A 21590-nucleotide genomic window follows, 5' to 3' on the forward strand; every position below is an offset into this window, starting at 1 on the left:
GCAACGGTGAGGAGAGAGGCTATGCTTGACAGCGACCTGTTATATGACCAAGGATATAGCATACGTATCAATACCCCGGCTGATCCGCTCTTTTACTATTTCGACTACGATCAGCGCTCTCACGACATCAATATGGAGTTTCAGCACGATCATGACTTTTATGAGATTCATATTCTGCTGGATTCCAGCGCTACTCATATTATTGAAGGTAATGTACATGCCCTGCAGCAATATGACATTGTTCTGCTTGCTCCGTACCGGCTGCATATGACCCAGTATCCCGCAGGCCCGCCGCATAAGCGGCTAATTATCAACTTCAACCTGCCCAGGAATATACCCGGATTTGAGACCGCTTACAATGCAATGCTGCAGCCATTCTCCGAGGAGGTTCCGATCTACCGGTTCACCGGAGGCCCGCGCAGTGCCGTGTTCGAGCCGCTCAATGCTATTTTCAACTGTTCCCGCAGCGCTTCACCGCTGAACCCTGTGCTGATTCACAGTCTGTTCCAGCAGTTTCTGTGCAGTCTGTCCCAGCAGAATGACAAGAATGCGTACGTGCTGGAAGAGATCGGCAATGCCATGATGCAAAAAATCTATTCAATCACCGCCCACATTCACAGCCATTACGGCAGTGAGTTGTCCTTGAATTCAATCTCCAAGGAATTCTATATCAGCCCTTATTATTTATCGCACCAGTTCAGAACCGTCACCGGCTTCACCTTGACCGGGTACATCCAGATGACCCGCGTCCGCAAAGCCCAGCAGCTCCTGCTCCATACCCGGCACAAGATCTCCGATATCGCCGGACAATGCGGCTTCAACAGCTTTTCCCAGTTCAACCGCATCTTTAATAAGCAGAGCGGCATGTCTCCGTCCGCGTTCCGCAAGACGCAGGGGTTGTCTGGCGGGGCTTCGTCTTTGAGTTCGTACTGAAATAAATATCGAGGAGGAGAATGGAACATGGAAACGCTAAACTCCAGCAAAGATAACAGCAGCGGTGTCACGTATACAATCAGCACCCAATATGAAACCTATGCAAACTACGTGATTGAAGCCTACCTTATCACCGATATCGTTAACGGCTTCGCCGAAGATCCGGATGATTTCATCGTCATTGATCCCAGTACGCCGGTAGAGGGAAGTCTGTATATGCAGGCCGCCCCTGTCCGCCATACTCCCCGCAGCATCGTCGTTGAATTGCGCCTCGGCTATTCAGACGGATCCTTCAGGCATTTCTCCCGGGAGATGACTGACAGGGACAGCGTGATCCGTATGCTTCTGGATTATTGGGGCTTGCAGAAGCTGCCTGCTTATTCCACCTGGTCAGATGTGACGGATGAATTAAGCTAGACTTATCCGGGGACCGGATACACAGCAGAGCAGCGCTTCTCCCGTTACAGGAGAAACGCTGCTCTGTTAGCTTCTTGCATGTTGGACAAGTGGAAACGGCTTTGCCGTCCTTTTAAAGGACGGTACCGTTTCAGCGAGAGATTTACATTTGAACAGAATCAGGGCTGACTTTACACCGTAAACTGCACCCGGCTGAGCAGAACCTCACCCCGCAAGACAAGATATACATCTGTGGTCCCTGCATCCACACTCGCTATAGCGGACTGGCTGTGCCACTGCTGAACGCCGCCGGACGGAACTGTAACGGTAGCCGCCAGCTTGCCGGACGGGCTGCCGGTCCGGACTTCAACCATACCTCCCTTGACGGAGGATATAAGCATCTCGACGCCTGCTGCACCCTCTGCAAACCGGACATTATGGAAGGCGATCCATGCCCCTTCCTTCACCGGATGCACCGCAGCGCCGCCGGCCTTGCATTCATCAAGGAAGACGCTATCGTAATCATCGTAATTCTCAGCCTTCACTGGCGTATACAGATCACGTGGCGGAACTGTCTCGCCATGCAACCTGATGGTGGCTGACAGCCGGATATCTCCCGAGGAACGGCCTGCCATTAGCATGTATTCCCCATCCTCCACACAGTACTGTTCGCGGCTGACGTCCCAGAAGGAGAGTTCAGCGGCCGGTAAGGTGAATGTGACCGTCTGCTTGTGTCCGGCAGCCAGCCGGATTTTGTCGAACCTCTTCAGCTGCTTAAGCGGCCGTTTGATCCGGGTGGACAAGCACTGGACATACAGCTGGACTACCTCGTCACCGTCAACGCTGCCGCTGTTCTCAAGCTCTACGGTCAGACTGATATTACCGTCCTGCTGCACTTCCTCCGACGCCAGCGACAGCTTGTTATAGTTCACCTGCGCATAGCTAAGACCGTGACCGAACGGATAGAGTGGTTCACCGTCGAAGTACATGTAGGTTCTCTTGCCCCGGATAATATCGTAGTCCATGAATTCAGGCAGCTGGCTGACGCTGCGGTACCAGGTCATATTCAGCTTGCCGGACGGGCTGTAATCGCCGAACAGGACATCTGCGACTGCATGGCCCAGCTCCTGTCCGCTGTGCGAGGTGTACAGCACGGCCGGAATATGCTCGTCGATCCAGGTGGAGGAAATCGGATAGCTGCCGACGATCACTACAACGGTGTTCGGGTTGGCGGCATAGACAGCCTTGACCAGATTCTCCTGCTCTGCGGGCAGTACGATATCCGGCCGGTCAATCTCCTCCTTGCCGTTCAAGAGCGGATGGTTACCGACGAATACGACGGCAGCCTCAGCAGCCCGAGCCGCTTCTGCTGCTGCTTCTACGCCGTTCACGACAACTTTCTTATGGAATTGGGCTGCTTCGGCAGACATTTGTTCTTCAGCAGCGCGAATGGTTCCGTCCTCAGCACTGATAACGAGCGGCTGATTGTTCCAGGTCCGCAAGCTGACGGTGCCTTCCCCCTCCGGGACCAGATTCAGCGATTCCTTCACATACCAGCCATAGATTTCATCAGCGGAAGCGGTCAGTGTGCCGGCATCTGTCAGGGTAACATATTGTCCCCTGCTGGCAGATTCAAGGGTATGAGCGGTCCAGCCCCACGCCGTATGGCGGAACATCTCTCCCCGCTCCGGCTGATCATGCAGCACTGCGAGCCGTCCGTCCTCACCTGTTAACCCCACCGCTTGTCCGCTGGCAGCGGAGGTCAGAATGATCCGGTCATCCCCGCTCTCGAAGGTGACCTGCTTACCTGCCAGCTTCTTGATGATTCCCTGCAAAGGGGTCACCGCATATGGCAGCGTACCGGAATACCAGTCTCTGAATGCTTCGTCCCCCAGCGTGCCGATTACAGCCACCTTGGAGAGCGCGGCTGCATTCAGCGGAAGGGCTGCGTTATCGTTCTTCAGCAGCACGATGGATTCCTTCGCGGCTTCGAGCGACAGCTCGCCATGCGCTTTGCTGAGAATTGCCGAGTCGTCTATCTTCGTATACGGATTACCTTCCTCCGGGTCGAACTCTCCGAGCCGGAAGCGGACGCGGAAGGTGTTCGCCAGCGCGCGGTCCAGATCCGCCTCGGTCAGCAGTCCTTCACGGAGCGCCTCGTGAATAACCTTAATGGTCTCCTCTGTCTCTTCGGTTACACTGTCAATGCCATTCTTAATGGATTCCGCCATGGACTGGGCGAAGGAATCATAATACTTATGGTCCTTCACAATCCCGAACAGGTCTCCGGCATCGCTGACAATGAAGCCGTCCATCTCCCATTCGCCTTTCACAATCTCCATCACAGCCGGATGGAGGATAACCGGCACGCCGTTCACCGAATTGTAGGCGGTCATCATGGATTGTGCGCCGCCTTCCTTGAAGGCAGGCTTGAACGCTTCCAGATAATATTCGCGCATATTGCGCGGGTCAATGCTGGACGAAGCCACGCCCCGGTCGATCTCATTATTGTTCCCGAGGAAATGCTTCAGGGTTGCTACCGCTTTCAAATACACCGGATGATCTCCTTGAATTCCCTGGACAAGCGCTGTACTCAGCCGGCCTGTCAGCTCAGGGTCTTCCCCGTAGGCTTCCTCTGTTCTCCCCCAGCGCGGGTCCCGTTCCATATCCACAGTCGGTGCCCAGAGAGTCAAGCCGTTAATAGTGGGATTCTTGCGATAAAAGGCTCTGGCCTCATCCCCGATCGCCGAGCCGATTCTCTGCAGCAGCGCCGGGTTCCAGGTACAGGCGAGGCCGCTTGGCTGCGGGTACGAGGTGGCTTTGCCCAGCCAGGAGATCCCGTGCGCGCCCTCCGTCCCATGCTTGTAACCGCCTACACCCAGCCGTTCAATTTCAGCCTGATATTGCGGCATCAGACTGACCTTCTCCGCCAGCGTCAGCCGGGAGAGCAGATCCTGAACACGTTCATCTAATGGCAATTCATTTTGTCTAAAAGGATACGTAGCAGCGTCCATATGTAATCTCTCCTTCATTCTTCATGATAACGGTTTCATCTCCAGCCAAACCGAGCATCCTCTTCCGTCCGCACAGCCCGGCTGTCCTATCCTCTTCCATCTTAGAAGATTCTCCCTGACAATAACACCTGAACAATTGGCCCAAAAATCAGTTCATTATTAGGGATTCCGTATGGTATAGATGCTAATCAGACACATCACATGCTATTGACGTTATACTATAATTAAATCAAACAGAAGACTACAAGCGATGCTGAAAGGAAGTTCACACACTCTATGCTCAAAAGAACCTATGCTCTGCTCCTCATTCCAAGCTATCCTATATTCCTGCTCTGCATGCTGTTCCAGGGAATGGCCATCTCTATCAGCGCTCCGTTCCTGGCGGTCTACTTCACCGAAGAACTTGGCGTATCCGCCGGAACCTTCGGAATATTTACAGCGGTGACCCTCCTTAGCGGAGTAGCCTTAAGCATGTTCATTGCCAAACGCTCCGACGCCGGACTGAACCGCCGCAGGCTGATGGTGATCTGTATGATGTTCAACGCAGTTGCTTTTGCCGGATACATATTCATCCATGACTTCTACCCGCTGCTGGCCTATATGACAATATTCACCGCAGCCGGCGCCCCGGCGATGCCGCAATTATTCGCCAGTGCCAGAGAAGCTGTGAGCGCCAGCAGCTCTCCTGATCATGCCTTGGCTAACTCGGCCCTGCGCTCGATGTTCTCCCTTGGCTTCATCAGCGGTCCACTGGTAGGAGCCGCACTCCTGAGCCGCTTCGGATTTCAGGGGATTTTCTCAACGACGACACTGATCTTCCTGATCAATGCCCTACTGGTGTTCAGCTTCGTACGGCCTCCAGCCGCTAAGCAGCAGATCCACAGGCGTATCCAGCAGCCGTCCGGGCTGCAACGGAATGCCAGGGTACTGGTTCCTTTTCTCATCCTGACCCTGCTCTATACCGGACACTGGGCCAATAATCTGAATATCTCCTTGTTCATTGTCAATACGCTGGGAGGCACTACACAGAATGTTGCTTCGGTAGCCAGTATCTGTGCGTTAATGGAAATTCCGTTCATGCTGGTGCTGGGGCTGCTGTCAGCCAAATACGACAGCAAAGTTCTGCTGGGCTGGGGCATGGTAATGGGAGGAATCTATTATGCGCTGGTGATCGGAGTAGGTGAGCTGTGGCAGCTCATCGCCGGACAGGTGCTGCTGGCTTTTTTTGTCGCTGTGATCTCTGCAATTGGCATCAGCTATATTCAGGATCTGCTGCCGGACCTTCCCGGCTATGCCTCCACACTGTACACCAATGCTACAACCATCGGCAGACTGGCCGGAAGCCTGGCGGGAGGAGCCGCAGCCCAGTGGTTAGGATACCGCCATTCCTACCTGCTCTGCGTAGTGCTGGTAGTCTGCTCCCTGGGATTGCTGCTCTGGCCCCGCCGCTCTCCAGACGAGAACATTACAACTCCACTCGCCTCTTGACAGGTGAAGTGCCGGGCATGGTAGCTAGATATCCATATCCTTACCTGTGTAATCCACGAATCTGAAATGGCCGGACGGCTCGGCCCTCTGCCCGATCAGGTCCAGAATGCCTTCGGCACTGGTACGCGGGTGAAGCGGTGCCTTAGCTCCGCCCATATCCGTAGGCATCCAGCCGGGATGGACGCTGAGCACATGGATGCCGCGGTCCTTCAGCGTGACATGGAGCTTCTGCGTGAACATATTGAGCGCGGTCTTGGAGATCGTATACGGATAGCTGCCCGGGTAAGCATTGGTGATACTGCCTGCCTCTGATGAGATATTGATGATCGAAGCATCCGGCCCTGTCAGCAGAGGCAGAAGGTGCTTGACCACCCGCATCGGCCCGTACAGATTGATGTCCATGGCATGCTGCATCTCTTCCATATCCAGCTCTTCAAGCGGGGTGTCCGTGGCATTCAGCACTGCGGCATTATTGATGATGACGCCGAGTGTCCGGGCCTGCTCTGTCAGGCTGGCGGCAAGTGCTGCTATTCCGGCCTCGTCCGTCACATCAAGCGTCACTAGAGTCAGCTTATCCCCGTGTACTGCCGCCAGATCAGCTAAGGCTGCCTGCCCGCGCGTCAGATCCCGTACCCCGGCAATAACAGCATGTCCACGCTCCAGCGCAGCCGCCGCCAGCTCAAGGCCCAGTCCGCGTCCCGCCCCTGTAATCAGAATATTCATTGTATAATTCCTCCCGTCTGAATTCTATTTATATTACTGATCCTTATTATTACTGTTATCGTTGTCATTCTCCAGCAATTCCAACACTACCTTCAATTCCTTGAACGTATCCATGTAAGCATACCGTCCGCCGGTATACTCGCCCTTTTGCTGGAGCGGGAATCCCTTGCCTTCGAGCAGCATGATCTTGTCCTTCATGCCTTCGACCACGAACGCAATATGGTGAACCCCTTCCCCGTGCTCATTCAGGTAATCCCGCCAGGTGCTCGGCTCGTGATCCGGTTCAATCAGTTCCAGTTGCAGAGACCCCATGTCAAAGAAAGCAAGCTTCGCCCGCGCCCCGGTCCCTTTGCCGTTATACTCCGTCCGGGCAATGTCTGCCGTGTCCGTGATGCTGATCTGAGGCTTGTCCAGTCCGAAAAAGTCTGCATACGCCTGACTCACCTTCTCGATATCGTGAACCAGAATCCCAATCTGTGTCATGAAGTGATTCCCAAGTAATCCTGACATTCTGTTCTGCCTCCTTTATCTGCTGACCAGACAACCATACCCAACCTGTGAAAGGGCTGTCAAGTTCTCATAAGGCAGCAAAAGACAAAAGAGAATGTCCTTGAAGACATTCTCCTCAGTTATGCTCCGTCTAATAAGCTTAGTGGGCAATAAAAGCCTCGACTTTATAGCCTGATCCGCTGCTGGTTAATGTGGCGTTATAATAGCCCATATTCCCGCCGGGCTTGCATTTGTAGTCCCCGGAGCAGCCGGTGACGAAGAATTTGGTCTTCGTGTACCCCGGATAGATGTTATTCAGCTTCCGGTAGAATTTGTGACCATGATGTGTGAAGATTGCCAGCACCTTCTCTCTGGCTTTTGCCGGAATGGCTGTGAAGAATTTGGAGGTCTCGGCCGCGCTGAGCACATGGCTGGAATCCACCGTAATGCCCTGTACCCGGAGCGGCCAGTGGAAATCAATAATATAGAAATACCTGTCATCCAGATTACGCAGCAGATTGAGGCTGGCCGGCGTGAACTGGCCCAGTGCGCAATCCAGCCATACATATCTCACCTTGCCCTGCGTTCCCGGGAAATTCATCTGTCCGGACACCGCCCCCAAGTATTGAGTGAACAACGACCGTGTGCTGGCCTCCCAATTTCCAATAGAAGCCTTATAAGGGATGCTTCCCAGCGTACTGGTAACGGTGTCCTTGAATTCCTTATAGTACGTCCCGGCGTTATTCCCGTGATCCGCCCCCGCTTGGGTGTTATCTCCCCCGAAGATGATAAACCGTTTGTTCCCGCTGCTCACTGCCTTAGGCAAAAGACTCTTAAAGATGCTCAAGCTGTTACTATATCCCACATGACTGTCACCAAACACCGCAAATTCAACTGTCTGCACCTTGATTCTGCGCTTCACTCCGGGTACAGCCTGCCGCTTGGCGCGAAGCACCCGCTTCCGTGCCGGTCTTGCCTGTCTCTTCATCTCGCACCACCCCACCTCATCAAAAATAGCTTCAGAATACATAGTAGTCTCTACTATTTATATGCGGGAGGAATTGGCTGCTCTTGGACCTGTGAATCCAGATTAGAGCCTTCAGGAAATCAGGCGAAGCGCCTCAGCTGGACGTGCTAGTTCACCCTCGCATATACGTAGCGCTTATAGTACAATGATATCCTGACTGCTTATTATATTAATAAAAGTAAGAGGTGCCCGAATGGCTATTAATTTCACAAAACCGGTGCTGGATCGTTTAAACCAGGAGATCGCAGAGATGGAAGCCGGTATGACAGAGCTGCAGAAGAAGACCCGCAAGACCAAGCTCAAGATCAACCAGCTGGAAAAAGACTGTAAGCTAAGCTCATCCCCAAGCTCCCTCAGCAGTAAAATGAGCCGTATCACCAAGCTGCAGGCTGAGCTCAAAAAAATCTCCCAGCAGCAGTTAGAGCTGTCCAAGGAGATTAACAAAAAGAAAACGCTGCGCGCCCAGCTGCCTTCTGCGGAGTAATCCCAGACTGCTGCTCCGGCTGCTTCCAATGCAAGCGGCTGCTTTTATCTTGAGGGACTTAGCCGGGCACGCATCCAGATTAACAAATAAATTACACATAAGAACATCCAAAAGCCATTAGCGAATATACTCTGCTCCAGAACTATGGACAAAAAGATATGGTATGCGCAAGTGAATATCAGCAGTGATACTAACGCTACCGTCATCGTTCTGCCGGATACCTGCTTCGGAGAACTGATTTTGGAAAGAAAATAAGCAGCGGCTACCGCTACAGTGATCGATAATACGATTCTCAGAGTCTGATTCTCCAGCACATCGTGCAAGGTAATAATTAGCGCCAGCATAAGAAAACCCGCGATGACCTGCAACTTGCCTCTGGTCTTCATTTAATCCCTCCTGGATACATGATTAAATCTCTATTTCCTGTTATTTTATCCCACAATATCCCTGTATGTCTGTGATCTATGACAATTTATCATGCGGAAATTAAATACAGAAAGAACCAAAGGAACGGATTCCCTTGGTTCTTGGTTCTTTGTTATTTCGTTATTTCAGTCTGGCTGATCTGGACTACGGCTGGTTATTCACTGCGCAGGGCAGTCACCGGGTCCTTCTTCGCCGCCATCTTGGCCGGAATAGCTCCGCCCAGCATAGTGAGCAGGACGCTGATGACACCAAGAACGAGCGCGTGGAGCGGATTCAGCTGGGCGACATTTTTCAGCTCCGTCAGGTTGTAGAGGACTGCATTGACAGGGATGGTCAGCAGATAAGTGATGCCGATGCCCAGAATCCCCGAGCATGCTCCGATAATGAAGGTCTCGGCATTGAACACCCGCGTGATATCCTTCTTACGGGCACCCAGTGCACGCAGTACGCCGATCTCCTTCGTACGTTCCATCACGGAGATATACGTAATGATCGCAATCATGATCAGGGAGACCACCAGGGAAATCGCCGCAAAAGCAATCAGCACCATCGTAATCCCGTCCATAATTCCGCCGGAAATGTTGGTGACAATAGCTGCAAGGTCGGTGTACTGTACCTGAGCTTCGGCAGCCTTCCCTTCATTCCACTTATCGAGATAAGCCGTTACAGATTCCTTGGCGCTGAAATCAATCGGATACAGCGAGACTGCGCTTGGAATATCCGTGGCCCCCAGCGCTGCAAGGGCATTCTCCTTCGTCATGGACGACATGCTGGCTGCCGCTGCCATCCCGGCGTTCACTAGCGGCATCTCGCCCATTCCGGTACCGGAGCCTCCGCCTGCGACCCCCTCCGACAAGGCTTGCCCCGTCAATACATTGATATCGGATTTCTCTTGTGCGAGTACAATTTCCGATTTCTGTGCATCTGCAATGAAGGAGGCTGCCAATTCATCGGAGTAGACCAGGCCGGGCGACAGCGTTGAGATTGTCGACCCCTCCTGTGCGCGCAGCACACCGACAATATTAAGTGTTACTGCCTTAGGGCTGTTGTAGAGGTCTTTCAGATTTCCTCCGGTTGCATTGACTACAAACTGTTCACCATTTTGCTTATAATAATCATTGTTCATGACCAGCTTGAGCGGAGTTCCGACCAGATCACTCAGATTGATACTCTTTGCTTCATAATCCAGTCCAAGCGCATTCACTGCTCCATCGGTCAGACGGTTGTACTGATCCACGATCAGCACAAGATCCGTCTTCTCTGTCGGGAATTTCCCCTCCAGCAGATCATAGTATTGCTCCAGATAGCTGCCCGAGGCACTGCCCTGTTTGCTTGGATACGGTGCTACTGTGATCTTGCTTTTATCCAGAACCGACGCCTTGTCCCCATTCTTCACCAGCCAGTTCATATTCACGGTACGGGTGTAAGAGACGCCGTCAATCAGCTTGGGATCGATTCCGTCAAGGTACTCGATATATTCCTTGGTCAGCACGTTCGTGTGGATGGCTGAATTCACCGTAGGGTCGTATGGATACAGCTTTTTCTCAGCCGGATAGGAGGGGAGCTCCGTTGTTTCCTGCCCTGGAGGACCTGCATTCTGCAAATTCATTGCCGTCTGGTTGATGGAGATCGGGAAGTTGGATAAGGCCCCGGTTTCATAGGAGCTGATCTGTTTGTCGAAGCCATTGGACAGGGACAGGATCAGGGCAATACCGATAATTCCGATACTGGAGGCAAAAGCGGTCAACCCCGTGCGCCATTTCTTGGTGGCAATGTTTTTGCCGGATAATTTCAGGGCTGTGAAAAAGCTCATGCTTGTCTGCTTCAGCTTATACGCACTTGAGGTCTTCTGTGTAGGCAGCGGATTGCTGTCCGAGATCGCATGACCATCCGAGAAGCGGATTACGCGGTCTGCATAGTTCTCTGCCAGTTCAGGATTATGGGTAACCATGATGACGAGCTTATCCTCGGCAATCGACTTGATCAGCTCCATGATCTGCTCACTGGTCTCCGAATCCAGAGCTCCGGTAGGCTCATCGGCCAGGATAATATCCGGATTGTTCGCGAGCGCACGGGCAATCGCCACACGCTGCATCTGTCCGCCTGAGAGCTGGTTCGGCTTTTTGTGCACATGATCCTTAAGTCCGACCTTCTCCAGTACCTCCAGCGCCTTGCGGTGCTTCTCGGCTGAAGATACCCCGCTGAGTGTCATCCCCATCTCCACGTTGTCCGTGATGCTTAAGTGCGAGATCAGATTATAGCTCTGAAAAATAAAGCCGACACTGTTATTGCGATACGCATCCCACTCGCTGTCCTTGAAGCGCTCCGTCGATTGGCCGTTAATGATCAGCTCTCCGCTGTCATACTGATCCAGTCCGCCGACGATATTAAGCAGCGTGGTCTTGCCTGAGCCGCTCTGGCCCAGAATCGCAACGAACTCACTTTCTCTGAAATTGAGATTTACTTTATCCAGTGCAACTTGAGTGAATTCGCCGGTCTTATAGCTCTTGGTAATGTTTTTTAATTGCAGCATTGTCCAGTCTCCCTTTCCATTCCTATACTCTTATTCTCTGTAGGTGCGACGCACTTCCTGTCCTGCTGTTCCCCAGTATAATCGTCCAATATAAACTAAACCTAAACTCCCGGTTGAGATTAAGTTGATCTTGATGAGGTATACTTAAAAAAAACCACAGAACATCTATACAGGCTATACGTTCTATAACATGGAACCGTTCCAGGAGGAGAACCTATGTTTACTATTCTTGTAGTTGAGGATGACGCCAAGCTGCGGCAGCTCTTCTGTACTGTACTGACCAGACACGGCTACCGCACGGTTCCGGCTGTGAATGGCGAGGATGCGCTGGCGATGCTGGATAAGGAATATATCGATCTGATGATCTGCGATATTATGATGCCCGTGATGGACGGCTTCGAGTTGACACGGATGATTCGGGACAACAACAGTCAGCTTCCGGTCCTGATGGTGACGGCGCGGGAGAATTTTGCCGATAAGCAGCAGGGCTTCCTCGTTGGCATTGATGATTATATGGTCAAGCCGGTCAATGTGAATGAGATGCTCCTGCGTGTCGGGGCGCTGCTGCGCCGGGCCAAAATCATCAGCGAACGCAAAATCGAATGGGCAGAAACGGTGCTCGACTATGATACGTTAACCGTGATTCAGGGGCCAGAGCGCATCGTGCTGCCGCAGAAGGAATTCTATCTCCTCTATAAAATGATCTCTTATCCGAATAAAATCTTCACCAAGCAGCAGCTCATGGATGAAATCTGGGGGATGGACTCCGAGTCGGATGAGCACACGGTAGTGGTTCACATTAACCGGCTGCGGGAGCGTTTCAGGGACAATCCGGATTTTGAAATCGTCACGGTCAGAGGGCTTGGCTATAAGGCGGTGAAGCAGGGATGATTCGGAGAAGAGACAGGGGGCTATGGTGGTATTTCGTCTCAATGGTGTTCGTGATCATTCTATTCTTTGTCTTCATCCTGGGAATCACAGCCTTCTTGTATTACCGGCTGGGCAATCATACCAGGGAGCACGGCAATCCGTTTCCGCCTGTTCTGACGATGATGCTGTTCAGCCTGGTCGTCGGGACCACGATCACTATCCTGGTAGGTAAGAAGATCCTGGCCCCGATTACAGACTTCAGCAAGGCAGCCAAAGAGATTGCAGACGGCAACTTCAATATCTATCTGAATGAGTCCCACCGGATCAATGAGATCAGTGAGGTGGCACATCATTTCAACCTTATGGTTCAGGAGCTACGCAGCATCGAGACCCTCCGCAATGACTTCGTCGTGAATGTGTCTCATGAATTCAAGACGCCCATTGCCGCAATCGAAGGGTACGCCATGCTGCTGCAGGAAGAGAATCTGAGCAAGGAGGAGCATAACGAATACACCGGAATGATCATTGAAAGCTCACGGCAGCTCTCCAACCTGTCCGGTAACATCCTCAAGATATCCAAGCTGGAGAACCAGGAGATGCTCTCCGAGCTGGCTGAATATCCGCTGGACGAGCAACTCCGCCAGGCCCTGCTGCTGCTGGAATCCCTCTGGTCCGCCAAGCAGCTGAATCTGGATATCGAGCTGGATGAGCAGCGGTATTATGGCAACGAGGAGCTAATGATGCAGGTGTGGCTTAATGTGCTCGGCAATGCGATCAAGTTCACGCCGGAGGGCGGAACGATCTCGGTCGCGCTCCACTCGGACGGGGCCTGGATCTCGGTGGTCATCGCGGACACCGGCATCGGCATGACCCCGAAGGTGCGCAAGCACATCTTCGAGAAGTTCTACCAGGGCGACCCCGCCCGCGCCGCCGGGGGCAACGGCCTCGGCCTGCCGCTCGCCGCGCGCATCATCAGCCTGAGCAAAGGCACCATTGAGGTGCGCAGCGAGCCGGGCCAAGGCTCGGCGTTCACGATCAAGCTGCCGGTGGGCGGGGCTTGAGGCATTAGCCGTGGGGCCGCTTGCGGGGGGATCAGGGGCACTAATGCCCCTCATTTCCGCCTCGCCGCCAACTTTGCCGGATTCAGGGGCACTAATGCCCCTTATTTCCGCCTCGCTGCCAACTTTTCCGGATTCAGGGGCACTAATGCCCCTCATTTCCGCTCGCCGCCGACTTTCGTCGGATTCAGGGGCACTAATGCCCCTCATTTCCGCCGCGCCGCCAACTTTGCCGGATTCAGGGGCACTAATGCCCCTTATTTCCGCCTGCCGCCGGCTTTCGTCGGATTCAGGGGCACTAATGCCCCTCATTTCCGCCGCGCCGCCGGCTTTGCCGGATTCAGGGGCACTAATGCCCCTCATCTCCGCCGCGCCGCCGACTTTACCGGATTCAGGGGCACTAATGCCCCTCATCTCCGCCGCGCCGCCGACTTTACCGGATTCAGGGGCACTAATGCCCCTCATTTCCGCCGCGCCGCCAACTTTGCCGGATTTAGGGGCATTAATGCCCCTCATCTCCGCCTACCATATCTCTGAATCAATGAAACTATGAATCAGCTCGTACCGGCAGACTCGACTACTATCCTGCGCCAAAACGGGTTTAAATTTGCCTTTCTCACATAGAATATTGATATATTTCCTCGCAGTCCGCCGATTTACTCCAAGCCCCTTCACCACATCCACCGGCCGAATCATCCCATTCATCCGGCTCGCCATCCGCAAGATGTCACGCTCTATCCTCGTAAATTGACTGCTCCCCTCCGAACTGGTTTTCAACAAACTTGGGGTTAGCAAAGCTTTCAGCAGGGAGATGGTCTGCTCCGGTGCAGACTCCAGATCATCGTACGGGATGGCGATGACGCGGTATCCGGCAATCTGTAGATACGTCTCCCGGTTCAGCTCTTGGCGGTATCTGGTCCGGTCCGTGTTCTGAACATGCGGCCCATATCCCTTGATCTCAATAGCAAACTTTACCTGTCCAGGCTTCCACACAAAATCCACAAAATACGGCCTGCCCCGCCAATCGGCAACCTCGTACTCCGGATGAAGATCATCCAACTTCCCGAAAATCGGCCACCATACCCGCTCCACAAACATCTGCTCCCCATGCCGGTGCTCCCGGTCCAGCCGGTCCAGACGTTCCCCAGTCCTGCGTTTCTTATGATATTCCAGCCATCTCTGATGCTCTTCAGCAAATCCCATTTCTCTTTTCCTCCTCTATAAAATCAACTCTCCCCCCGCAAACTGAGCTTGATCATCCCACCTGTCTCCACTCACTTCCGGGGGCGTCAGAACCTAAAGTTACAGGCATATTCACGCACAAAAAATCCCGCACCCAATCAATCAGGGTGCGGGATGTGCTTCATCCGTTTTTCAGATTATAGTACCGGCTTGCTCCCCCGTCAATAACATACTCCACTCATACAGTGACTTCGCATAAATACATGCCTTTCCACTGCGAAAATGGCGGGGCCAATGTCCGCATGAGGCCGGGGTTTGAGCGAAACGAAGTTTGATCAAGCACACATTCAGCCACAGCAATAGCTCAAGCCGGGCCAGAATGTGAGCAGCATAACCAGCAGCTACACTCCCGCCGCAACCCTACTTCCCCTCCGCCCAGCACATCCGCTCTGCTCTTACGGTTTCGCCGGACTCAATGGCCTTCTCAATCAGCTTGCCGAGATATACATCCTGCGAGGCTTCCTCCAGTCCGTAGAATCCGGGGCCGCCAGCCGCATAGAGGGCCATCTTGTCCAGACAGGACGCAATGGCGAGCTCGTCATCGTACAGCCGAGCCGGGGCGAAGGGATTGTTATACAGCCATTGCTCTCCGCAAATAATTCCCTGGAGGTAATAGCCATCGGCATTCTCCTGTTCTCCACGGTTGATGCGCTTCAGCTCCATTTGCAGAGGCACCAGATTCTCCTGTTGAATCAGCACCCGGTTGTCGAAGATCTCCCCGCGCTCTCCGCGCACGCTAAGATGATTCGAGCGCGTCCAGGAGCGGTGCTGGTCCTTGGTGAAATCGTAAAGGCCCAGCCGGTCTCCAAAATCCAGCCAGGCCAGCTCCCTCTGCAGCGGAATCAGCTTGTCTTCAACCGGAGGGCCGCTGCGGGTTGGTCCGCCAACCCAGCTGGAGTCGAACCGCATCCCCCGGATGACCGCCTCCTCGAACCCGATGCCGAGCATCCTGCGCATCAGGGCTGCCCCATGATACAGATGGGATACCGAGACCGTCGTCTCGGTGATTCTGCCCAGCCTGCCGGAGCGGATCAATGACAGCCGCGCCTCCTGGATCGGATGGTACGGGTACTGCTCTGCGACCTGTATCCAAGCCCCGTGCACGGTTAGCTCCTTGTGCAGCTGCTCCAGCTCTTCCAGACTGGAGGCAGGCGGCGTCTCTGTCAGTGCCGGAAGGCCAATCTCGGCCAGCCGGTACAAATAGTTCATTGCCGCCCCGCCGCTGACAGAGACTACTGCGAAATCCGGGTCCTCATTCCGCAGCAGCTCGTCAAGGGTACGGTATGTCTGAACACCCCACGCGGCTTCTATCTCATGTCCCTGGGCCCGGTCCCTGACTACAAGGCCGCCGATCCGGAACAGGTCCGGCAAGACCCGGGCAATTCGTAAATAATACTGTGCGCGGAATCCTCCTCCGCCGATAATGCTGAAGTTAACGGGCATACCCTGTCCTCCTTGATGACACATTGATGTTGATGCAGCTCAGCCGCAAGTCCCTGCTCTGTCATCGCGGCTTCTATCATCATACTTGTCTCTAGCGGATTATATGTGTCATCATTTGATCAGCTCCGTGGGATTCATGCCGGTGATCTTCTTGAATAGAGTACTGAAATAAGGAATGTTCTTGTAGCCAACCCGCTCCGCCACTTCGTAGACCAGCATATTGCGTTCCATGAGCAGCTCCCTGGCCTTCTCAATCCTTACCCGGGTCAGATAGTTGTTGAAGGTCTCCCCGGTAATGTTCTTGAAAATAATCGACAAATGATTCCGGGAGATGAACACCTTATCCGACAGATCAGCCAGCGTAAGCTCCTCGGCATAATGCTCATGAATGTAGTTCGTCATGAAATCAACGACCTGCCGGTGCTTACTGCTGCCCTTCCATTGACGGCTGGCACAGATGGCTGTGATTTTGGCGGACAACCAGCTTGCCAGCTGGTCGGGTATGGCCAGGTTGCCGATCTCCTGGGCAATCTGGTCATTGGTGAACAGATCATCGAGCACGAATCCGGACTCATACAGGGAGTAGGTGATAATGCCCCATAGCTCGCTGCCGAGCATCTGCACATAGCTGGCGGAGACCCCTTGCTGCGCTTGCAGCTCGGTAATGTATCCGTATACAAGCTGCTGCGCCTCCGCCTCCTGTGAAGCCTTCATCGCGGCGGCCAGCTTGTAAGAGAACTTCACCGGGAAGAGCACCCCGCGGTCCTGCCCGCTGCTGTGGCTCTCCCGGTAGCAGTACACCTCATAGGCCGGACTGATCCGTAAGGCCCCGTGATCCATGGCGCGGAACGCCTCCTCCGTCGATTCTGGAATCTTCGTCCAGGTATCCTTCAGTCCTCCAATCCCTATGCGGACTACCAGCCTGAGATATGAGTGGATGCTGTCGACCAGCCGGGTCCCCAGCTCCTCCAGCTGCTGTGTGCATTCTGCCTCAGGGTGAATAATCAGCAAGGCCCGGTAGCTGTTCAGCTCGGTGTATTCCATATTAGCGTAATGCTTGCGCGTAACCTCACAGGCAATGTTACTGACTGCGAAGCGCAGCAGATTCCAGTCCGAGACCGAGAAGGAGCTGGCCCGGTCATCACGGATCAGCTCGATCCCGATGCTTGCATGCCTGCCTTCCAGCCAGTAATGATACGAAGGCGGAAGATGGGAATTGTTCCGGTATGAAGGCTCCAGGGTGCCGACCGCAGCGGACCGGACCCATTCCTTCTCGACAAAAGGCTCATACAGCATCATTTTCAGCTCCAGCTCGCCTTGTCTGATCACCTTCTCCTGCTCTCTGAGCAACTCTGCAATAACCTTGTGAAGGATCGTTCTAAGCGTAGGCAGACTGATCGGCTTGGAGACATAGTCACTGACCTGAAGCCGGAGGGCTTGTCTGGCATGCTCGAAGTCTGAATAACCGCTCAGAATAATGATTTTGCCCTTGAAGCCCTCGTTCCTTAATTGCTCCATCATCTCCAGGCCGCTCATTACCGGCATATAGATATCCGTGATTACAATGTCCGGGGTGGTTGCCCGGATCATCGCCAGGCCGTCTTCCCCGTTAAGTGCCTCACCTGCCCATTCCGCACCCAGCTCCTCCCATGGAATCGCCCGTTTCATCCCCTGAAGTACCTGGCGCTCATCGTCAATAATAGCGATCTTCCACATCATGTCTGCCTCCTTAAGCTTCTCTGGCCCGCAGCAGCCTTATCAGCCTTCCTTCGCAGCGAGAGAAGCAGTCAGTATCTGTGCCGGAGCCTCTGTGAGCAGCGGCAGAACAATCTCTACCCGGGTCCCTCCCTCTTCACGTTCCTTCAGCGTAACCCCATAGTCATCTCCGAAATATCCGGCAATCCGCTCTCGCACATTCCGTATGCCATAGCCGCCGGTATGCCGCCTGTGCGGTCGCGCCTCCGGCTGCTTCAGGCCTGCCCCGTTATCATCAATTATAATCTGCAGCGTCTCCTCTACCTTAGTTAAGGAGATCGAGACATGGCCGCTGCGCTGCTTATTGAAGCCGTGCACAATGGAATTCTCCACGAACGGCTGCAGGGTGAGCTTGGGAAGATAAGCCTCCTGAAGCCCCGGTTCCACCTCGATGGTGTACTCCAGACCGTCGCCCCAGCGGAGCTGCTGGATTTCGAGATAACACTGGATGTGCTGTAATTCCTCCGATACCATGATGAAGCTCGCCCCGTTGGATAAGCCGATCCTGAACATCTGGCCCATCAGCTCCAGAATCCGGCTCAGCTCATCCTGTCCGGCCTCAATGGCCATCCAGTTAAGCTGGTCCAGCATATTGTAGAGAAAATGGGGATTGATATTGGCCTGCAAGGCCTCAATCTCCGCTTTGCGCTGCTGCTCATACCGCCGCTCCAGCGACAGGTACAGCTCCTCGATACGCTCGGTCTGCTTGCGGTAGCCGGAGAATAAATAACCGAATTCATTCTCGTAGTCGCTTGGCAGCTCCTCCTTGTGCCCGCCGACTGAATATATTCTCATAGCGCTTACAAGCTGCTTAATCGGCTTGGAGAATTGCCTGCTCAGATAATGCGTCAATAGCAGGACCAGCAGAATCGCTCCAATCCCGATCAGCCCGATCCATTCCGCCAGCTCCAGACTGCTTGCCGTAATCTGCTTCCAGGAGGTGAACTCGATCAGCGTCCAGATGGAATTATCCATTCTGGAGTAGACCAGCAGCGTATTTCCGGTATCCTTATCGCCGGGAATGTGGACATAGCCGGATTTGTTGCTCTTGAGGTCGATCCATTTCGACCACTCGCTCTGCTCCAGCGTCTCCCCGATGCTCAGAATCTGCTTGCCGGCGCTGTCCGCCATGATCCGGTTCGACCCGGAGGAGTTGCCGGTCAGCAGCGCACGGATTTCCCTGGCTTTGATATGAACGACAAGCACACCGAGATAGTCGTTCTCGTTCATGATTTTCCGGGCGAAGCTAAGCACTGGAATGTCTCCCTGCACACTGGGAATGGAATGTTCCCCCGACCAGGCGAAATCGCTTTTCACCAGATTTCTGGCCCAGGACTGCTTATCCAGATCGAGAATATTGCGGAATTGAATATAGCTCTGCCCGCTGCTCGGCATCGGCTGATCCATATAGAGGTCAATCCCCTGAATTAACGGAATGGCATAGGTTAAATTGCCGAGCGCACTCTCAACGCTTATACGCTTGCGGTACCGTTCGAAATCATCCTGCCTGTTCAAGAGAAAGGTCGTCAGCTCGTTGTCCCTTGAGGTGGACAGTGAGATCTGCTCGATCATATCCAGCCGGGTGGTAATCTCATTGTTCAACTCATCCAGCAGCCGCTGCTGATAATGGGAGGTGGTCTGTACAAGGGCCTTGGAGGAATTGCTGTAGCTGGTCCAAGCCGTTACCGCTATCACCAGAATAATTATAATGGCAAAGCTGTGAAAAAACAGACGGTCGATCCTGTACTTTTTAAAAGGATTGGTCAAGTGATCCCCTTCCTTCGCCTCCGGCTCACACGAAATAAACGGTAAAGCGTCGAATAAGGCTCAGGCGCTTTACCGTTATCGGACGGATGTTTTTTTACATCTTATCCCTTTATGCCTGTTGTCGCAATCCCGTCCACGAAATACTTTTGCAGGAAGGTGAACACAAGCGTTGCCGGAACAATAGAGACAAGCGACATGGCCAGAAGCTGGCCCCACTCGGCTGCAGACTGGGAGTCATTAATCATACGCAGCGCAAGGCCCACCGTGTATTTGTCTACCGTGTTGATGTACAGGAGGTGTCCCAGGAAGTCATCCCAGTTCCACAGGAAGCAGAAGATCGTCACCGTAACGACCGCCGGGAAGGCCAGCGGCATGACCACTCTCCAGAAAATTCCGAACCAGGAGCAGCCGTCGATTTTGGCCGATTCGTCCAGCTCCTTGGGCACGCCGCGGATGAACTGGATCAGCAGGAAGACGAAGAAGCTTCCGCCGGCCCCGCCCGCCAGCAGATGGGGAACGACAAACGGCAAATACGTGTTCACCCAGCCCAGCTGATGGAACAAGGCGTACTGGGGAATGATCAGCACCTGGCCCGGCATCATCAGTGTCAGCATCAGAATCGAGAACCAGAATTTCTTCAGCGGAAAATCCAGCCGGGCGAACCCGAAGGCAACCAGCGTACAGGATAACAGCGTTGCGATCAGCACCATAATTTCCAGCCAGAAGGTGTTGAGGTAGAAATCAGTGAACGTATGTCCGGGAACTGAGTTCCAGCCTTTGGTGAAGTTCTCCCACTGCGGGACGGACGGGAAGATTCCCGGTGAACTCAGCTCGGTGCTGTCCTTCAGCGAGGCTCCGATCCACCAGACAATCGGATAGACCATGAGGAAGCTGAAGAGAATCATGAACACATGCCGGAGTGCAGGCTTCCAATTCAAAGTTGTCATTTGCGTTTTTTCCCTCCAGTGTCAGTCTCATAGAATACCCAATATTTCGAGGTGTAGGAGATCAGCAGTGTTGCGGCAACAATGGCGACCAGCATAATCCAGGCCAGTGCAGAAGCGTAGCCCAGCTCGTACCGGCTGAAGGCCCGTTCATACAAATACATAGCGTACACGTATGTAGCGTTCATCGGACCGCCATTCGTAATCACGAAGGCCGAGGTGAACATCTGGAAGGCGTTGATCACGGCCATGATCAGGTTGAAGTAGAGAATCGGCGACAGCATAGGCAGTGTAATGCGGAAGAATTGAATGAACCTGTTCGCCCCGTCTACCGAGGAAGCTTCATACAAGTCATTGGGAATCTGCTTCAGCCCTGCCAGGAAGATTACCATGGTGGAGCCGAATTGCCAGACCGTCAGCAGAATCAGTGTGCCAAGCGCGGTGTCCGGGTTGGTGATCCAGCTTTTCCCTTCGATACCGAAGACTGCAATCAGCTTGTTAAAAATCCCGTCTACCCCGAAGATGTTGCGCCAGAGCAGTGATACCCCGATACTCCCTCCGATTAGGGAAGGGAAATAGATCGCTGTGCGGTAGACGCTGATCCCTCTGACCGCTCTGCTGAGTACCATGGCCACCAGCAAGGCTGCAATCAGCTTAAGGGGCACAGAGGCCAGCACGTACATGACCGTGACTTTGGCGGATTGAATGAATTTGGGGTCTGCGGTGAAAATCCGTTCGTAATTGCGGGACCCGATCCATTTCATCGGCTGCATCAGGGTGTAGTCGGTAAACGAATAGTACAGCGATAAGAACAACGGATACGCCGTCAGTACCAGGAACCCGATCAGCCAGGGCGAAATAAACAAATAGCCTGCAAGCGGAGCGTTCCACCGGCTTTTGAAATAGGAGCTTTTTTTCGGCGCTGGCGAGGCTTGGGCTAAAGTGGTTGTGGAGCGGTTCATCTGTGGTCACCTCTTGTGGTCAATTTGTATAGCTTA

Annotated in this window: 18 protein-coding genes; 6 read left to right on the forward strand and 12 right to left on the reverse strand. The window is 53.6% G+C overall.

All coding sequences use genetic code 11. The features are described from left to right. Positions 1–21 precede the first annotated feature (21 nt). Together MHH78_RS28675 and MHH78_RS28680 are read left to right on the forward strand one after the other, a co-directional pair. Positions 22–933 carry a helix-turn-helix transcriptional regulator gene (locus MHH78_RS28675; RefSeq protein WP_341169650.1) on the forward strand — a complete coding sequence of 304 codons (912 nt, stop codon included), beginning with the start codon at positions 22–24 and terminating at the stop codon, positions 931–933. Positions 934–960: 27 nt separating this feature from the next. After that, a complete protein-coding gene (locus MHH78_RS28680; RefSeq protein WP_341169651.1) occupies positions 961–1350 on the forward strand; it encodes a hypothetical protein in 390 nt (129 codons plus the stop codon). Positions 1351–1520: 170 nt separating this feature from the next. Here MHH78_RS28680 and MHH78_RS28685 read toward each other — a convergent pair whose 3' ends face one another. Then, a complete protein-coding gene (locus MHH78_RS28685; protein WP_341169652.1) occupies positions 1521–4343 on the reverse strand; it encodes a glycoside hydrolase family 3 C-terminal domain-containing protein in 2823 nt (940 codons plus the stop codon). Between the two features lie 276 nt (positions 4344–4619). Here MHH78_RS28685 and MHH78_RS28690 point away from each other — a divergent pair, with 276 nt between their 5' ends. Further along, a complete protein-coding gene (locus MHH78_RS28690) occupies positions 4620–5831 on the forward strand; it encodes a sugar efflux transporter (protein ID WP_341169653.1) in 1212 nt (403 codons plus the stop codon). 24 nt (positions 5832–5855) lie between these two features. On the opposite strand, the gene MHH78_RS28695 is transcribed toward MHH78_RS28690, so the two are convergent. From MHH78_RS28695 to MHH78_RS28705, 3 genes are all read right to left on the reverse strand, one after another. Continuing rightward, the gene (locus MHH78_RS28695; RefSeq protein WP_076076464.1) at positions 5856–6554 is read right to left on the reverse strand and encodes an SDR family NAD(P)-dependent oxidoreductase; all 699 of its coding nucleotides are present in this window, start codon (positions 6552–6554) and stop codon (positions 5856–5858) included. A 33-nt stretch (positions 6555–6587) separates the two neighbouring features. Beyond that, a complete protein-coding gene (locus MHH78_RS28700; RefSeq protein ID WP_341169654.1) occupies positions 6588–7064 on the reverse strand; it encodes a VOC family protein in 477 nt (158 codons plus the stop codon). Between the two features lie 139 nt (positions 7065–7203). After that, positions 7204–8031: a metallophosphoesterase family protein gene (locus MHH78_RS28705; RefSeq protein WP_341169655.1), complete on the reverse strand. Its 828-nt coding sequence runs from the start codon at positions 8029–8031 to the stop codon at positions 7204–7206. A gap of 232 nt (positions 8032–8263) precedes the next feature. Here MHH78_RS28705 and MHH78_RS28710 point away from each other — a divergent pair, with 232 nt between their 5' ends. Then, positions 8264–8554: a hypothetical protein gene (locus MHH78_RS28710; RefSeq protein WP_341169656.1), complete on the forward strand. Its 291-nt coding sequence runs from the start codon at positions 8264–8266 to the stop codon at positions 8552–8554. Positions 8555–8598: 44 nt separating this feature from the next. On the opposite strand, the gene MHH78_RS28715 is transcribed toward MHH78_RS28710, so the two are convergent. Then, positions 8599–8940 carry a hypothetical protein gene (locus MHH78_RS28715; RefSeq protein WP_341169657.1) on the reverse strand — a complete coding sequence of 114 codons (342 nt, stop codon included), beginning with the start codon at positions 8938–8940 and terminating at the stop codon, positions 8599–8601. 194 nt (positions 8941–9134) lie between these two features. Beyond that, positions 9135–11513, reverse strand: a complete 2379-nt coding sequence (locus MHH78_RS28720; RefSeq protein WP_341169658.1) for an ABC transporter ATP-binding protein/permease — start codon at positions 11511–11513, stop codon at positions 9135–9137. Between the two features lie 216 nt (positions 11514–11729). Here MHH78_RS28720 and MHH78_RS28725 point away from each other — a divergent pair, with 216 nt between their 5' ends. Further along, positions 11730–12404 (forward strand): response regulator transcription factor, encoded by a 675-nt coding sequence (locus MHH78_RS28725; protein WP_076076479.1) that lies wholly within the window; start codon positions 11730–11732, stop codon positions 12402–12404. Further along, the gene (locus MHH78_RS28730) at positions 12401–13444 is read left to right on the forward strand and encodes a HAMP domain-containing sensor histidine kinase (RefSeq protein ID WP_341169659.1); all 1044 of its coding nucleotides are present in this window, start codon (positions 12401–12403) and stop codon (positions 13442–13444) included. The genes MHH78_RS28725 and MHH78_RS28730 overlap by 4 nt, the downstream gene beginning before the upstream one ends. A 519-nt stretch (positions 13445–13963) precedes the next feature. On the opposite strand, the gene MHH78_RS28735 is transcribed toward MHH78_RS28730, so the two are convergent. From MHH78_RS28735 to MHH78_RS28760, 6 genes are all read right to left on the reverse strand, one after another. Further along, on the reverse strand, positions 13964–14644 hold the full coding sequence (locus MHH78_RS28735) for a hypothetical protein (protein WP_341169660.1): 681 nt from the start codon (positions 14642–14644) through the stop codon (positions 13964–13966). A gap of 399 nt (positions 14645–15043) precedes the next feature. After that, positions 15044–16126 (reverse strand): Gfo/Idh/MocA family protein, encoded by a 1083-nt coding sequence (locus tag MHH78_RS28740; RefSeq protein ID WP_341169661.1) that lies wholly within the window; start codon positions 16124–16126, stop codon positions 15044–15046. 111 nt (positions 16127–16237) lie between these two features. Further along, positions 16238–17842, reverse strand: coding sequence for a response regulator transcription factor (locus tag MHH78_RS28745; RefSeq protein ID WP_341170399.1), 1605 nt, complete (start codon positions 17840–17842; stop codon positions 16238–16240). A 42-nt stretch (positions 17843–17884) separates the two neighbouring features. Beyond that, positions 17885–19648: a sensor histidine kinase gene (locus tag MHH78_RS28750; RefSeq protein ID WP_076076489.1), complete on the reverse strand. Its 1764-nt coding sequence runs from the start codon at positions 19646–19648 to the stop codon at positions 17885–17887. A 101-nt stretch (positions 19649–19749) separates the two neighbouring features. Then, positions 19750–20595: a carbohydrate ABC transporter permease gene (locus tag MHH78_RS28755; protein ID WP_036725825.1), complete on the reverse strand. Its 846-nt coding sequence runs from the start codon at positions 20593–20595 to the stop codon at positions 19750–19752. Then, entirely contained in the window at positions 20592–21554 is a 963-nt protein-coding gene (locus tag MHH78_RS28760; protein WP_076076494.1) for a carbohydrate ABC transporter permease, read from the reverse strand. Before MHH78_RS28760 ends, MHH78_RS28755 begins: the two co-directional genes overlap by 4 nt. Between the last annotated feature and the right edge of the window lie 36 nt (positions 21555–21590).

The organism is Paenibacillus sp. FSL H3-0333 (assembly GCF_038002805.1).
Taxonomy (GTDB): domain Bacteria; phylum Bacillota; class Bacilli; order Paenibacillales; family Paenibacillaceae; genus Paenibacillus_AQ; species Paenibacillus_AQ silagei.